At 73.5% G+C, this 14251-nt stretch carries 15 protein-coding genes; 9 read left to right on the top strand and 6 right to left on the bottom strand.

All coding sequences use genetic code 11. The features are described 5' to 3' along the window. Positions 1-53: 53 nt before the first annotated feature. The 4 genes from ACZ4Z4_RS05700 (at position 54) to ACZ4Z4_RS05685 (ending at position 3125) form a co-directional block, all read left to right on the top strand. A complete protein-coding gene (locus tag ACZ4Z4_RS05700) occupies positions 54-236 on the top strand; it encodes a hypothetical protein (protein ID WP_468322658.1) in 183 nt (60 codons plus the stop codon). Beyond that, a complete protein-coding gene (locus ACZ4Z4_RS05695; protein WP_468322656.1) occupies positions 233-1057 on the top strand; it encodes a hypothetical protein in 825 nt (274 codons plus the stop codon). Before ACZ4Z4_RS05700 ends, ACZ4Z4_RS05695 begins: the two co-directional genes overlap by 4 nt. Further along, complete coding sequence (locus ACZ4Z4_RS05690) at positions 1054-1980, top strand: DUF6895 family protein (protein ID WP_468322654.1); 927 nt, start codon at positions 1054-1056, stop codon at positions 1978-1980. Before ACZ4Z4_RS05695 ends, ACZ4Z4_RS05690 begins: the two co-directional genes overlap by 4 nt. An 83-nt stretch (positions 1981-2063) precedes the next feature. Next, positions 2064-3125, top strand: coding sequence for a serine hydrolase domain-containing protein (locus tag ACZ4Z4_RS05685; protein ID WP_468322652.1), 1062 nt, complete (start codon positions 2064-2066; stop codon positions 3123-3125). On the opposite strand, the gene ACZ4Z4_RS05680 is transcribed toward ACZ4Z4_RS05685, so the two are convergent. Together ACZ4Z4_RS05680 and ACZ4Z4_RS05675 are read right to left on the bottom strand one after the other, a co-directional pair. Beyond that, complete coding sequence (locus ACZ4Z4_RS05680) at positions 3061-4182, bottom strand: SagB/ThcOx family dehydrogenase (protein ID WP_468322650.1); 1122 nt, start codon at positions 4180-4182, stop codon at positions 3061-3063. The two genes, ACZ4Z4_RS05685 and ACZ4Z4_RS05680, sit on opposite strands and share 65 nt — an antisense overlap. A gap of 151 nt (positions 4183-4333) precedes the next feature. Beyond that, positions 4334-4462, bottom strand: a complete 129-nt coding sequence (locus tag ACZ4Z4_RS05675) for a hypothetical protein (RefSeq protein ID WP_468322648.1) — start codon at positions 4460-4462, stop codon at positions 4334-4336. A 274-nt stretch (positions 4463-4736) separates the two neighbouring features. Here ACZ4Z4_RS05675 and ligD point away from each other — a divergent pair, with 274 nt between their 5' ends. The 3 genes from ligD to ku all read left to right on the top strand — a co-directional run bounded on the left by ligD (position 4737) and on the right by ku (position 7915). After that, positions 4737-5684 carry a non-homologous end-joining DNA ligase gene (gene ligD / locus ACZ4Z4_RS05670; RefSeq protein ID WP_468322645.1) on the top strand — a complete coding sequence of 316 codons (948 nt, stop codon included), beginning with the start codon at positions 4737-4739 and terminating at the stop codon, positions 5682-5684. Positions 5685-5733: 49 nt separating this feature from the next. Beyond that, positions 5734-6708, top strand: coding sequence for a hypothetical protein (locus ACZ4Z4_RS05665; RefSeq protein ID WP_468324133.1), 975 nt, complete (start codon positions 5734-5736; stop codon positions 6706-6708). A gap of 184 nt (positions 6709-6892) precedes the next feature. Further along, on the top strand, positions 6893-7915 hold the full coding sequence (gene ku / locus ACZ4Z4_RS05660) for a non-homologous end joining protein Ku (protein WP_468322642.1): 1023 nt from the start codon (positions 6893-6895) through the stop codon (positions 7913-7915). 15 nt (positions 7916-7930) lie between these two features. Here the strand turns inward: ku and ACZ4Z4_RS05655 are convergent, their stop codons facing one another. After that, a complete protein-coding gene (locus ACZ4Z4_RS05655) occupies positions 7931-8704 on the bottom strand; it encodes an NIPSNAP family protein (RefSeq protein ID WP_468322639.1) in 774 nt (257 codons plus the stop codon). 98 nt (positions 8705-8802) lie between these two features. On the opposite strand from ACZ4Z4_RS05655, the gene ACZ4Z4_RS05650 reads away from it, so the two are divergent. Further along, the gene (locus tag ACZ4Z4_RS05650; protein ID WP_468322636.1) at positions 8803-9795 is read left to right on the top strand and encodes a helix-turn-helix transcriptional regulator; all 993 of its coding nucleotides are present in this window, start codon (positions 8803-8805) and stop codon (positions 9793-9795) included. A 45-nt stretch (positions 9796-9840) separates the two neighbouring features. On the opposite strand, the gene ACZ4Z4_RS05645 is transcribed toward ACZ4Z4_RS05650, so the two are convergent. After that, positions 9841-10779, bottom strand: a complete 939-nt coding sequence (locus ACZ4Z4_RS05645; RefSeq protein WP_468322634.1) for a trypsin-like serine peptidase — start codon at positions 10777-10779, stop codon at positions 9841-9843. Positions 10780-10929: 150 nt separating this feature from the next. Next, a complete protein-coding gene (gene hemC, locus ACZ4Z4_RS05640) occupies positions 10930-11865 on the bottom strand; it encodes a hydroxymethylbilane synthase (RefSeq protein ID WP_468322632.1) in 936 nt (311 codons plus the stop codon). Positions 11866-12185: 320 nt separating this feature from the next. Between hemC and ACZ4Z4_RS05635 the strand changes: the two genes are divergently transcribed. Next, entirely contained in the window at positions 12186-12659 is a 474-nt protein-coding gene (locus ACZ4Z4_RS05635) for a GNAT family N-acetyltransferase (RefSeq protein WP_468322630.1), read from the top strand. A 55-nt stretch (positions 12660-12714) separates the two neighbouring features. On the opposite strand, the gene ACZ4Z4_RS05630 is transcribed toward ACZ4Z4_RS05635, so the two are convergent. Further along, on the bottom strand, positions 12715-14250 hold the full coding sequence (locus ACZ4Z4_RS05630; protein WP_468322628.1) for an MFS transporter: 1536 nt from the start codon (positions 14248-14250) through the stop codon (positions 12715-12717). Position 14251: the final 1 nt, after the last annotated feature.

Below are 14251 nucleotides of genomic sequence, written 5' to 3'. Positions count from 1 at the left end.
CCGAGGGTGGGCGTCACTGGAGATAGTGACGACGCAACTATGAGGAGGCTCTAATGCTTGCTCAACACGTACCACTTCTTGTTCCTTCAACGGACACCACGGCGCTCGAAACGGTCATGGTGGAGCCGGAGACGATTCTGAGCGACGCGCCGACGTACGCACCGGAAGCAGCTGGAGCTCTCCTGCTTCTGGCGCTCATCTCGCCGAAGGAGCCGAAGGAGCCGAAGGGTAAGTGAGTCCCGATCAGTCGCAGACCGCATACGCCGCGTCAGCGGCTGACCTGGCTCTTCGCGCCCTCGACGCTTTCCATGGCGTCGGGGGCACCGCGATGTTCGCCGAACATGTCGAACGCTCGGAAGACCCCAAGGCGGCACTCGCCGCCCTCCGCGTCGTCGGCGCCGACGGATTCGCTCCGTACCTGCTCACCGACGCGGTGTTCCACCCCGAGGACGCGGCGGCCGTCGCCCAGTCCTTCGCGGTCTTCCCGCCCTCGCTGATCCCGCCCGCCCCGCCGCCCTCGGGCGCCGCCGAACCATGGCTCGTCGCGTGGCGCGACTGGGCGACGGCGGCCCTGCTGGAACGATTCGCCGGTCCCGCGGCGGAGGGGGTCCGCGCGCCGCGCCCCGCGGAGGCGCCCGAGCTGGCGGCACCGCTCCGTGACGCCGCCACTCCCACGGGTCATGACGCGGGCCCGCACGCCCGCGCGAGCGACCCCGAGGGTGCTGCCGCCACCGTCGGTACGGACTGGCAGCGCTGGTCCCTCCGCATGGGCCAGCTCTCCCCGCTCGCGCTCCCGCAGCTCGACGGGCCCGTGCACGCCGCGGCCCGCGCCGCCCCGCGGGCCCTCGCCCGCGGCGCCACCCGCGCGATGCTGCGCCGCGACTACCCGACGGCGGCGCGCATCGCACGCTGGCTCGCCCTGCTGGCCTCCGAGGGCGTGCCCCTGCCCCTCGACCCCGCACCCCTCGTCGACCACCTGCGCCTGCACGGCGGCGGCCCGCGGCTCGCCCTTGACGTCGCGATCGCCCGGCGGCTGCTCGGACCGGAGACCACATGACCGCGCACGTGACGAGGACGGCCCACGAAGTGAGCGCCCAGGCCCTGACCTGGCTCCACGCGCACCGCGAGCGCGGCGCGCTGCCCGCCGACACCACCGCCGACCTCTGCGACCCCGACAGCGTGTACAAACCGCTGGGCGAGAGCGCGCTCGTCGCCTCGCTCGTGCTGCGCGAGTCGGTCGCGGGCGGCACTGAGCAGCGACTCGCCCGCGAGCTCCTGGACTTCTGCTGGCGGCAGCTCGGCGAGGGCGACATGTTGTACGAACGGCTGCTGCGGTACACGCTCATGACAGACCCCCTGGAGACGTACCTGCCGTTCGCCCGCTGCGGTGTCCGCCACGAGGCGCTGGAGCGGCTGCTCCGCCACACCAGCGCACTGCGTGCCGTGCGCGGCGCCGAGCTCATGCCCAACCGCAGGCTCGCCGTGGCCAACGCGGCCCGTGTCGTGGGCCTCGACCGAGGGGCGCCCGCGTACGACTGGGACGCGCTGACCCGGGCCACCTGGCTGGGCGCGACACCGGAGCCCTGGCTCATCGACTGGATGACCGGCTACTGCGTCACGCACACGGTCTTCCACCTCACCGACTGGGGCGCCACACCCGCCGGCCTGCCCGACGACCTCGCCGCGTACGTGACCACGTGGCTGCCCGTGTGGATCGACATCTGGGCCGAGATCGAGGAGTGGGACCTGGTCGCCGAGCTCATGATCGTCGGCTGCTGCCTCGAGGAGCCGTACTGCGACCCCGCGGACTGGGAGCGGCTCGCCGGCGTCCAGCACACCGACGGCCTGATGCCCCGCGACGGCTCCCCGGTCACCGACGACCCCGAACAACGCTTCGCCGACCACCAGCACACCGCGGTGGCCGCGGCGATCGCGGGAACGCTGACGGTGTCGCGGACGCTGGGCGGGGGGACGGGGTGAGGCGCGACGGGATTCGGCGCGGTGGGGATACGCGCGGGGACGACAAGGGTGGCGGCCCCGCAGACGTAGCGGCGAGCGCTGAGGTGCCCGCCTGGGCCGCGCGCATACGTGCCGGGCTGCGCCGCGCCGCCCCCGGTGCGAGCGCGGTCGTCCTCGCCGTGCGGCGCGGGCCCGAACGCGCGCTGCTCGCCACCGGTGACACCGCGTTCCACGGCGGCGTACCCGTGGACGCCGACACGCGCTTCGAGATCGGCTCCCTCACCAAGACGTTCACCGCGCTCCTCCTGGCCGAGATGGTGGCGCGCGGCGAGGTCGCGTACGAGGATCCGATCGCCCGCTTTCTGCCCCGCACCGCCGCCCCGCACCTCCAGGGCACCCGCATCACCCTCCTCCACCTGGCCACCCACACCTCGGGCCTGCCCCGGCTGCCGCCCGGCTTCCTGCGGAGCGGGGCACCCGCCTGGTTCAGCAACCCGTACGCCGATTTCTCCCCCGCCGCCCTGCGCCACGCCCTGACCCGCACCCGCCCGCGCGCCGCCCCCGGCACCCGCGTGCGCTACTCCAACTTCGGCGTCGGCCTCCTCGGGGAACTGCTCACCCGCGCCGCCCACGGCCCCGCCGACGCGGACTTCGCCGCACTGCTCGCCGACCGCGTCCTGGCACCGCTCGGCCTGACCCGCACCAGCTGCGCCACGGACCAGCCGCAGGCCACCGGCTACTGGCACGGCAGAACCCGCCCCGCCTGGCTGATCCCCGCCCTGCCCGCGGCGGGCGCCGGCCGGTCGAGCGCCCGCGACCTCCTCACGACCCTCGACGCGCTCCTCGACCCCGCCGCGCCGCCCGCCACCCTCCCGCGCACGCTGCGCACCGCACTCGCCGACGTCACCCGCCCCCGGCTCGCCCTGCCGCGCTCCGGCAGACGCATCGCCCTGATCTGGAACATCAGGCCGCGCCCCGGCCGCGACCTCTACCACCACTCCGGAGGCACCCGCGGCTTCACCACGTTCGCGGGCTTCAGCCCGCAGGCGAACGTGGCACTCACCGCCCTGACCAACACGAGCCCCGCATGCACCGGCACCTTCATCCAGCGGGCCTACCTCGAACTGTGGGCTCTCGCCCAGGCGGCCGCCGACCACCGGGCGTGACGAGACGAGTGGCGCCGAAAGTCCCCAGGGTGGCGGTCGGCGGTGCCTCCGTGGGTTCCGGGTGCGGAGGCCCCGCGGCGAGGACGTACAGCGGGGTGTGGCCGGTGTTGTCCAGGGTGCAGCGCTCGGCGAGCGCGGAGTCGCGGAAGGCGCCGGTCTGGGCGGGGCCCAGGCCCAGAGCGGTGGCGGTCAGCGCGAACGTCTGCCCGAGGTGGCCGGCGTTGAGCAGGGATACGCGGTAGCAGCGCGGCGTCGGGTACTTGACGCTCATCCGCTCCAGCCTGGCGGCGAGGACCACGAGGAAAGAGGCCGCGCCTGCCCAGTCCTGGTCCGCGCACAGGTGGGCCGCTTCGTCGCGGGAGAGGCCTTCGGTGAGTAGCTCCAGGGAGTGCTGCAAACTGTTGTAGTGGTACCAGCCGGGCGTCACGCCGGCGACGTTGCGCACCCCGAGGTAGGCGTCGAGCTCCTGGCGCGCGCCGCCCTGCGGGCTGGTGCGCAGATACAGGGCGCCGAGCCCGCAGTCGATGAAGTGCACCGGGCCGAACGACGCGGCCAGCAACGCGGCCAGCGTCTCCAGCGGAACGGGCACGTCGGTGAAGTCCCGCACCGTGCGCCGGGCGTAGAGCACCTGATCGTACGGATCGGACAGATCCGCCGGGGTACGGGGCAGGAGGATGCGGGGCGCGTCGGGATACCCGGTGAACACCCCCACGGCAGCGGACGCCTCCCGCTCCTCCGGCTCTTCTCCTTCGGTCCGCTCCGTCGGCCCGGCGTCGTCGTAGACGTCCTGGGTGGTGTAGTGGAAGAACGCCGCCTCGGGCGACCAGGTGCCCCAGTGCCGGGCGATCTCGTCGTCGCGCGTGGCCCGGGGATCGTCCTCGGCCAGCAGCACCCCGGCCCCGGTCAGGGCTGCGACGGCGTCGGCGACTGTGTCGGGCGTGAGGTGGTCCAGGGCCTTGGCGGCCTCCTGGGGCGTCGTCCACTCTTCGAAGGCGGACAGGATCTCGGACACCGCCGGGTGCAGCGTGGTCGGTGTGCCGTGAGGGTAGGGGTGCACCACAAACATTCCTGCGTGCCAGTAGCAGGTCAGACAGCGTGAACGACGCAGCCGCAAGAGGACTCCCGGAGGCAGTGCGGACGGATGAGGGAAACGGGGCCGGAGCCCGTGGGGGGAGCGCCGGCCCCTGGATCTGCCGTCAGGTCCTGATCTACCGTCGGGTGTCGTCGCCGGTCGCCTTCGCCACCCAGCGCCAGCGCCACTGCCAGTGCGGTTCGCTGCCGTGGAACTGCCGGTCGGCGCGCACCACCGCCCGGGCCCGCATCGAGACCTTGCGCATCGCGTCGTCACCTCCTTCCCTGCATCGGCGTACACCTGGTGCTTCCCGGTGTATGAGCACGCGATGGGTGGACGGCCGCAAAACCCATCGAGAGGATGGGCCGGAAGTGCGGTCGCGCTCATCGTCGCTTTGCCGTCGCGCACTGCGCGCACCGGTTGTGCGCCCGGTGCCGCCCTGCGGCGTGCCGGTGCCGGGGCGGCGGGGCGGGGCCGACCGGGCGAGATGGGCCGGCGGCGTGCATGAACGCCCGCGGATGGGGCGAGGGCTGACAAGCATGACTGCCCTGCCGCGCATCGCCCCCATGCTCGCCACCCCGGGCTCGCTGCCGCCCCCGCAGAACGAGCACCTGTGGAGTACGGAGACGAAGTACGACGGGCAGCGCGCGGTCGTCTACCTGCCCGGCGACCGCACCGTGCTGATCCGCTCGCGCTCCGGCGAGGACATCACCGCCGCCTATCCCGAACTCCACACCCTGGCCGACGCGCTGGGCGACGTGCCGGCGGTGCTTGACGGGGAGATCGTCGTCTTCGACGAGGCGGGCCGGTCGAGCTTCGCGCGTCTCCAGCCCCGGATGGGCCTGGCCGGCTCCCCGGCGAAGGCCGCCCGCCTCGCCGCGCAGGCCCCCGCGCACCTGGTCCTGTTCGACGTGCTCTTCCTGGACGGCCAGAACCTCACCCGCATGCCCTACACCCACCGCCGCGCCACGCTGACGCAGCTGGTCGAGCCGGGGCCGGGCCGGTCCGTCCCCACGGCCGTCACCGGCCACAGCCGTGAGGCCCTCGAACTCGCCCACGCGCAGGGCCTGGAGGGCATCGTGCTGAAACGGCTCGACTCGGTGTACGAACCCGGCAGACGCTCACCGGCCTGGCTCAAGATCAGGAACGTGCGCACCGTGGACGCGGTCGTCGGCGGCTGGCTGCCGGGGCAGGGGCGGCTCGGCGGTCTGCCGGGCGCGGTCCTGGTCGGGGAGTACGAGGACGGGGCCCTGGTCTACCGGGGGAGCGTGGGCACGGGGTGGAGCGAGCGGGAACGCGTCGAGCTCGCCCGCCTCCTGGACGTCGCCGCCATCGACGACTGCCCGTTCACGCCGGTGCCCGCGGTCCCCGGCGCCAGATGGGTCCTGCCCCGGCTGGTCGCCGAGATCCGCTACGCCACCCGTACCAGGGCCGGGCTCCTGCGCCACCCGGTATGGCACCGACTCCGTCCGGACCTGGCCCCTTGAGGCGCGACCCGAGGTGCACGCGGGCGTGGCTCGGGGGACGCTGAAGGGGATGCGGCGCAAGGGTGCGAGGGACGGCGAAGAGCGCGACGTGGAGAGTGTTCTCGACGAGCTCTACACCACCGCGCCGCCCCGCTTCGTCTCCCGCCGCGAGGAGTTGGCCGCGCGGGCCAGGACGGAAGGGCGCGCGGAAGACGCCCGACGGATCCGTGCCGCCCGCCGCCCCACCCTCGCGGCATGGGCGGCGAACCTGCTGCTGCGCTCACAACCGGAGGAGAGCCGACGCTTCCTGGCGCTCGGACAGGAGCTGCGTGAGGCGTACCGGACCCTGGACGCCGCCGAGATCAAGGAGCTGTCCAAACAGCGCGGCAGTGTCGTCGCGAGCCTGTCCCGGCAGGCTGCCACGCTCGCCGGGGATGCCGGGCACCGGCTGTCCGACGCGGCGCAGCAGGACGTCGCCTCCACCTTGCACGCCGTTCTCGCCGATCAGGACGCGGCGGACCAGTGGGCGGCCGGACGCCTGGAGAGCGCCCTCACCCCGCCCGCGGAGTTCCCGCCCTCCGGCACCGCGGACACCGCAGGCGCGCGGCCGAAGTCAGCCGCCCGGTCCAAGGGCACCTCGCAGCCCTCACGCGCGGGCGCGGGCGCGAAGGCAGGGAAACCGCGTGCCGGGGCGGAGGACGAACTCGCCGAGCGGCGCCGCCAGAAGCAGGAAAGGCTCGCGCGCCAGGCCCGCGAGGCCGCCGAAGCGGCAGACGAGCGGCTGCGCGAGCGGCACGCCGAACGGCAGGACGCCGACGCGGCACTGCGGCAGGCCCGCGACCGGCACGACGAGGCACGTCAGCAGGTGACCGCCGCCGAGGAACAGCTGCGTCGGGCCCGCGAGGAGCTCCAGCGGGCCGACCGGGCGAAGCGGGAAGCCGAGGAACGGAGCCGCGAGACGGCCGACGCCGTCGCCGGGGCCGAACAGGCGGCGCGGGACGCCGCCCAGGAAGCGGAACGCCTGCTCGGCGGCCCTCGCACGTAGGAGCCGCCCTCGCACGTAGGAGCGGCCCTCGCGGCTAGGAAGCGCCCTCGCGCGCAGAGAAGCGACCCACTCGCTCACACACGCACGCACGTGCCTGCTCGCCCACTCGCCCTGTCCCAGCGAGCGCTCCCCGCGCAGGGGTGTCAGCGTGGGCAGCACGGACACATGAGGGGAGCAGGCGCTCATGGCACGCGCGATCTGGACCGGTGTGATCACCTTCGGGCTGGTCAGCGTGCCGGTCGGCCTGTACACCGCGGTCGAGAACCACACGGTCCACTTCCACCAGCTGCAACGCGGCACCGCCGACCGGATCCGCAACCGGCGGGTCAACGAACGGACCGGAAAGGAAGTCCGGTCCGAGGACATCGTGAAGGGTTACGAGGCGGCCGAGGGCGAGTACGTCGTCGTCGAGCCCGACGAACTGGACGAGATCGCGCCGGGCCGCTCCCGCACCATCGACATCAGCGACTTCGTCGACCTGGACGAGATCGAGCCGGTCTACTTCGACCGTACGTACTACGTCGCCCCGCGCGGCAAGGACCACGCCAAGGTGTACGGGCTGCTGCGGGAGGCGCTGGCGGAGGTGGGCAAGGCCGGGATCGCGACGTTCGTGATGCGCGGCAAGCAGTACCTGACCGCGCTGCGCGCCGACGACAAGGCGCTGGTGCTCCAGACCCTGCACTGGGCGGACGAGGTGCGCGACCCGGGCCAGGAGCTGCCCGAACTGCCCTCCGGCCAGGTGGGCAAGGGCAAGGAGCGGGACATGGCGGTCCAGTTGATCGACGCCCTGGACGCGCCGTGGGAGCCGGCCAAGTACCACGACACGTATCAGGAGAAGGTGCGGGAGCTGGTGCGCGCGAAGGCGGAGGGGCAGGAGATCGAGGCCGCGGAGGAGGCACCGCAGGCCACCAACGTCGTCGACCTGATGGAGGTGTTGCAGGGCAGCCTCGACCGGGCCCGGGGCGCCAAGGGCAAGGGCAAGAACAAGGGCAAGGACGCGACGAAGAGCCCGTCCAAGGCGCGGAAGACGGGGTCGCGGAAGAAGGCCGAGCCGAGGGAAGAGACCGAGCTCCAGCGGCTCAGCAAGAGCGAGCTGTACCGGCGGGCCACGGACCAGGGCATCGAGGGACGCTCCAGAATGAGCCGGGAAGAGCTGGTCGACGCGCTCTCCGGCACCGGCCGCCGCCGCGGCAAAGGCGCCGCCTGACCACGGCCGACCGCCTCAGAACAGCGAGCGGCCCGTAGGCGCGAGCCGCAGGGTCCTCGGGGCCGCCGTCTGCTCACGCTCGATGGCCGGCAGGATCTCGCCCCGGGCGAGCGGGTGAGCGAGCACGTCGGCGAGGTGCTGCCGGTACGCGCTCTCGTCGGGGTACGACGTGAAGACCGCGGCGACGTTCTCCCCGGTGCGGACGGGCAGCCGGGCGAAGGTGTTGTGGGCCGTCTCGGTGGTGAGGGCGGCGAAGGGCGCGGGTCCCGTCGCGCGCAGCACGGGAAGGAGCCCGTCCCGTATCAGCGCGTTGCCGTCGGGCCGGTCGGGCGCGAAGGACCACACGGTGGCGCAGACGAAGCGCTCGGGGGCCGGAGCGCCGAAAGGAGCCCGCTCGGAAGCAGAGGCAGAGGCAGAGGCGGAGACAGCGGCGGAGGCGGAGGCGGTCGGACCGTCGTCGTCCGACAAGGGGCGCAGCAGCAGGACGTCGTCGGAGTCGGCCATGGTGTCGTTGGCCCGTGGGCCGTGCTCCGCCCACACGGGGCCTTCGTAGAAGGCGGTCAGCGCGCGGTGCCGTGTCGCCATGTCCTGGAAGCCGCGCAGCCAGACGAAGCGGTCCGGGTCGTCGAGGTCACGGAACTGGCCGAGCACCCGCATCCCCAACGCCTCCTGGGTCTCGACGAACTCCCGGTCGAACAGCGCGACGAGCTCGTCGCGCCGGCCGGGGCGCAGCGTGTACTGACGAAGCTCGATGACGGCGAGGCGGCGGGAGGTCTCGGTGAGGGACACGCGGCGGGCTCCTTCTGACGTTCGGTTCGACGGTCCGGCAGTGACGCTAGGGCAGCCTTGTGCCAGGGGCTGTCAGGGTTTACGGAGAGAATGCGGCCATGTCTGCCGGTCGACTGCTGTCAGTGCTGCTGTTGCTGCAATCCCGCGGCCGTATGTCCGCGCGGGGGATCGCCGACGAGCTCGGCGTGTCCGTGCGGACCGCCTACCGCGACGTGGCCCGTCTCCAGGCCGCCGGGGTCCCGGTGTACGCGGAGCCGGGCCGCAACGGCGGCTACCGGCTGCTCGACGGCTACCGCACGCGCCTGACCGGGATGAGCGAGGGCGAGGCGCGGGCGCTGTTCTTCGCCGGGCTCCCCGGCCCCGCCGCCGACCTGGGGCTAGCGGAAGAGGTGACCGCGGCACGGCTCAAGCTGCTGGCCGCGCTGCCCGCGGGAGCGCGCGAGGAGGCGGCGCGGACCGCGGCGGTGTTCCATCTGGACGCCCCTGGCTGGTACAGGGAGCCCGAACCGGCGCCGTACCTCACCTTGTTCGTCGACGCGGTGCTCGGGCGCAGCGTGGTGGACGTGCGATACCGGCGCTGGCGCGCACCGCAGGAAGTGCGGCGTCGGCTCCGCCCGTACGGTCTCGTACTCAAGTCGGGCGTCTGGTACCTCGTGGCCGCCACGGAGAGCCGCACCGCGACCTACCGCGTCACCCAGGTCCTCGACGCGACCCTGAGCGACGAGCGGTTCGACCGGCCGCCCGACTTCGATCTGGGCGCCTACTGGGCCTCGTACCTCGACGACTTCGAGAAGCGCCGCTTCACCGGCACGGCGACGGTCCGGCTCTCCCCGCGGGGACGCCGACGCCTGCCGGACAACCTCCCGCCGGAGGTGGTGCGGGCCGTCGAGTCCACCGCGACCGCTGTGGGCGACGACGGATGGACCGAGGCGGTCATACCGACGGAGAGCACCGAGCACGCCTGCGGTGAGCTGCTGCGGCTCGGTGCCGACGTCGAAGTCGTCGCTCCGGCGGAGCTCCGCCGGGCCATGGCCGACACGGTGAACGCACTCGCCAGGACGTACGACCCGGGCAGCGGCAAGGGGCACTGAGGGGATGGCCGTACGTGGCGACCGGCGCGGTCACACGGTTGCGTGTCAGGCCCGCTGGGCCCGGTCGTACACCTTCTTGGCCGTGGCGCCCCACACCTCTCCGTACATCTTGGTCGGCGGCAGGTTGTCCAGCGCGCTGTTGACCGAGACGAGGACGCCCTTGCCGGTGGTCGCGTCGAAGTCGGCCAGCCACGGGCCGCCGCTGGAGCCGCCGCTCATGTCGCAGGGGATGAACTGCGCGCCGCGCTCCTTCTTCGCCGTGCCGACGCAGCGGAGGAGCTCCTCGCCGAGCTGCGGGCGGGTGGCGGAGTAGCCGAAGGAGGAGATGGTGCCGCCGACGGGACGGTTGAAGGCGATGGCCTGGCCGCCCACGACGTCGGTGACCTTCTTGCCGCCCTTGCCGGCGTCGAGGGTCAGCGCGGACATGTCGTTGACGGAGTCCGCCTCCCAGGTGCGCGGGGTCGCCGCCTGGCGGACCGCGAACGCGCCGTGCGGCGCCTTGCCCTTGCTGTAGCCGGGGACGAAGACCATCGAGGAGTTGGTGTTGTAGGGGGAGGAGCCCCGGCGTACGCAGTGGGCCGCGGTCATGACGGCGGAGCGGTTGGCGCTCTTCACCGCGGTGGCCGTGCACCAGGTGTCGGCGCCGTTCGCGTTGACGAAAAAGAGCCGCCCCACCGTCTTCAGGCCGGTCCCGCGCCACGGCTCGGCCTTCGGCCCGGTGGGACCGAGGTCCACCGACTTCCCGACGGCCTTCATGCGGGCGGGCGTCCAGTAGGAGAGGGCGTCCTTCCGCTCGTCCGCGGTGAACTTCAGGACGGAGACAGGGTCGGCGGAGGCGGAGGCGGAACGGTGCTGGGCGGCCGCGGTCGCCGTCGCGGCCGTCGCCGGGATCGTGACGGCGAGGGCCAGGGCCGTCACTGCCACAGCGCGTCCCGTGGCGCGGCCGCGCGGACGCCGGGTCACGGAAGCGGTTGTCTCGGTCATGGTGGATGTCTCCTCGGTGGCCGCACGCGGCGGACCGCGGCGGACGGGCTGGCGGTCGGTCCACCGGGCAAGAGGGGGCATCCGGTTGTGCGGTTGGTGCTGTCGACGTTCTGTGACAGTTCACCCGGCGAACGCGTCGCCCGGCACCGCTCAGTGGGCGATGCCGTCGATCAGCTCGCGCGCGCCCTGACGCAGCAGCGCCACGGCCACGGACGTGCCGAGAGTCGCCGGGTCGAGCGGGCCAGCCCACTCGTGCGCGTTGAGCACCGTCTTGCCGTCGGGCGTGAACACGCAGGCGCGCAGCGACAGGTCCCCGCCGCGCTCCGAGCGCGCGTACCCGGCGATCGGCGAGTTGCAGTGCCCCTGAAGCACGTGCAGGAACATGCGCTCGGCGGTCGCCTCCCGCCAGGCGTCCTTGTCGCCCAGGTCCGTCACGGCGTCGATGGTCGCGGTGTCGTCCTCGCGGCACTGAAGGGCGAGGATGCCCGCACCGATCGGCGGGCACATCGTCTCCACCGACAGGATCTCGCTGGCCAGCTCGGGCCGGCCGATGCGGTCCAGGCCCGACTGGGCGAGCAGCAGCGCGTCGGCGTCGCCCGCGGCGAGCTTCTCCAGCCGGCGGCCCGCGTTGCCCCGCATCGGGACGCACTCCAGATCCGGGTGCGAGGCGGCGAGTTGCGCGACGCGGCGGACCGACGACGTGCCGATGCGGGTCCCCGCGGGCAGCTCGTCGAGAGTGAGCCCGCCGGGGTGGATGAGCGCGTCCCTGATGTCGTCCCGCTTCAGGAACGCGGCGAACGTCGTGCCCGCGGGCAGCGGCCGGTCCGCCGGTACGTCCTTCACGCAGTGCACCGCGAGATCCGCCTCTCCGGCGAGCAGCGCGGCGTCGACCTCCTTGGTGAAGGCTCCCTTGCCGCCGAGTGCCGCCAGATCGCCCATCCAGCGGTCCCCCGAGGTGGTGACCGGCACGACCTCGGTACGGATGCCGGGGTGCAGCGCGGCGAGTTCGGTGCGGACGCGCTCCACCTGGGCGAGGGCCATGGGGGAGGAGCGGGAGACGATGCGGATGAGCTCAGGAACGGACATGCGGTCCACGATAAGGGCTCCGAAGGAGTGCCCCGGACAGACGTCCAACTGTACAAAATGCTGTGCGCGTGGGTGAGTTGGGGCGGGAAGGCGGATGGTACGACCTTTCGGCCATCCGGGGGAGCCATCCGGAGCCGCGTCACGGCGCTCCGAGCGCCCCCGCCCGCCAGGGCCCACAGGCGTGCCGCTCCCGAGCCGATCCTCCGCATGCGGGCGTTCCGCTCCCGAGCTCATCCTCCGCATGCGCGAGCACCGGCCGCCTCATAGCGTGAGGCGCAGACAGCCGCGGCGCGGCGCCGCGCCCGCCCCCTGGAGGCCCCATGTCCCACCCCGCCGCGCCGGACCAAGCGGCCGGAATCGGTCTCGCCCCGATGACGGCCACCCATCTGGCCGACGTCCTCGCCCTGGGCCGCCGGGTCTACGACACCTCCGTGAAGCCGTACACCTCCTGGTCGCTCTCGGCGATCGCCCGGCACCTGGACGGCGACGCGTCCGCGTGCTGGGTCGCGCTGGACGGGGACCACCTCGCCGGCTTCGTGCTCGGCTCGATGGGCTTCGACCAGCGCTCCGACTGGGGCAACCTGGAGTGGATCGCCAGCGCACCCGAGTACCAGGGGCGGGGCGTCGCGAGCCGGCTCGTGAAGGCCTGCTGCGCGACGCTCACGGACGCGGGGGCGAGCGCCGTCGTGACCGACGTCGAGTCCCGCAACACCGCGTCGTCCGCCCTGATGCGGCGCAACGGCTTCGAGGCGAGCGTCTCGGTGACCCTGTTCGTGCGCGAGACGCCCCGGTAGTCGTACGCGCCGGTAGCCAGCCACCGGACACGCACCTGGCAGTCGGCCGCCGCGGTCACTCCGCGCCACGTCCTCCGGGCTCCAGCGGCGGCGCCTGCACGCCGCAGCAGGTCTTGCACCGCGGCTCGTTGCCGCGCTCGTCGTGCCAGGCCTTCGGGCTGGGCCGGACGAACACCGCGGCGGCCGCCGCCGCGAGGACGAACAGCGCCGCGCAGCCCACGGCGGCCTTGCCGAAGGCGCTGTCCAGCGCGGCCGGATCCGCGTACGCCGTGCCCGAGAGGCCGACCGCGAGCGGCAGTCCGGCGACGACGAGCAACTGCGCGATGCGCGCCGCCGTGTTGTTGACGCCGCTGGCGAGCCCCGCCCGGCTCGCGTCCACCGAGGCCAGCACGGTCGCCGTGAGCGGTGCCACGAACACGCTCATGCCGAGGCCGAGGACGACCACCGCGGGCAGCACGTCGGTGACGTACGCCGCGCCGGGCCGCACCCGCAGCATCAGGAGCACCCCGGCGGCCGCCACCAACGGCCCCGCGACGAGCGGCAGCCGCGGGCCCAGACGCCGTGCCAGGTCACCGGCGGACGCGGACAGGAGCAGCATCAGGACGGTGATCGGCAGCGTCGCGGTGCCCGCCTCCAGGGCGTCGTACCCGAGCGTCGTCTGCAACTGCACCGGCAGCATGAAGAGGATGCCGCCGATGGCCGCGTACAGGCACAGCGTCATGACGTTGGCGGCGGTGAACAGGCGCGAGCGGAACAGGTCGAGGGGCAGCATCGGATGCCGCCTGCGGTGTTCGACCACGACGAAGACGCCGCCCGCCAGGAGACCCAGCACCCCCGGCACGACCACCCCGCCCACCGACGGGTCGCCGGACGCGCCGATCAGCGAGAAGCTGACGCCGGCGAGGAACAGCGCGGCCAGGCACGCGCCGGTCACGTCGAACGGCCGTCGGGAGGCCGCATCGTCGCGGCTCTCCGGCACGTGCCGCACCGCGAACAGCACCAGTGCGGCCAGCGGCACGTTGATCAGGAAGATCCACCGCCAGCCGGGCCCGTCGATCAGCCAGCCGCCGAGGAACGGGCCGACCGCCCCCGCCACGCCACCGAGCCCCGACCATGCGCCCACCGCGCGGGCCTGGTCCTCGGGGCGGTACGAGGCGCGGACGAGCGCCAGCGAACCGGGCGTCAGGAGCGCCCCGCCGACGCCTTGCAGGGCGCGCGCCGCGATCAGCGTCCCGGCGTCCTGCGCGAGGCCGCACAGCGCGGACGCCGCCGCGAACCACACCACCCCGACGACCAGCGTGCGCCGCCGCCCGGCGCGGTCGCCGAGCGCCCCGCCGAGCAGCAGCAGTGCGGAGAGGGTGAGCATGTAGGCGTTGACGACCCATTGCAGTGCGGAGACGGACGCGTCGAGGTCCCGGCCGAGCGTCGGCAGGGCGACGTTGACGACGGTGCCGTCGAGCAGCGCCATGCCCGAGGCGAGCACCGCGCTGACGAGGACCCAGCGGCCGCGGGCGGAGGCGAGCACCACGCCGCCCGCGGTATCGGCGGCCGGAGCCGGACCTGCCGGGGCCTGGGCCGGGTCCGAAGTCATC

Source organism: Streptomyces sp. NPDC030245 (genome assembly GCF_055572995.1).
The sequence above is the reverse complement of the archived record's forward strand: the minus strand, read 5'-3'. Positions and strand labels throughout refer to the sequence as shown.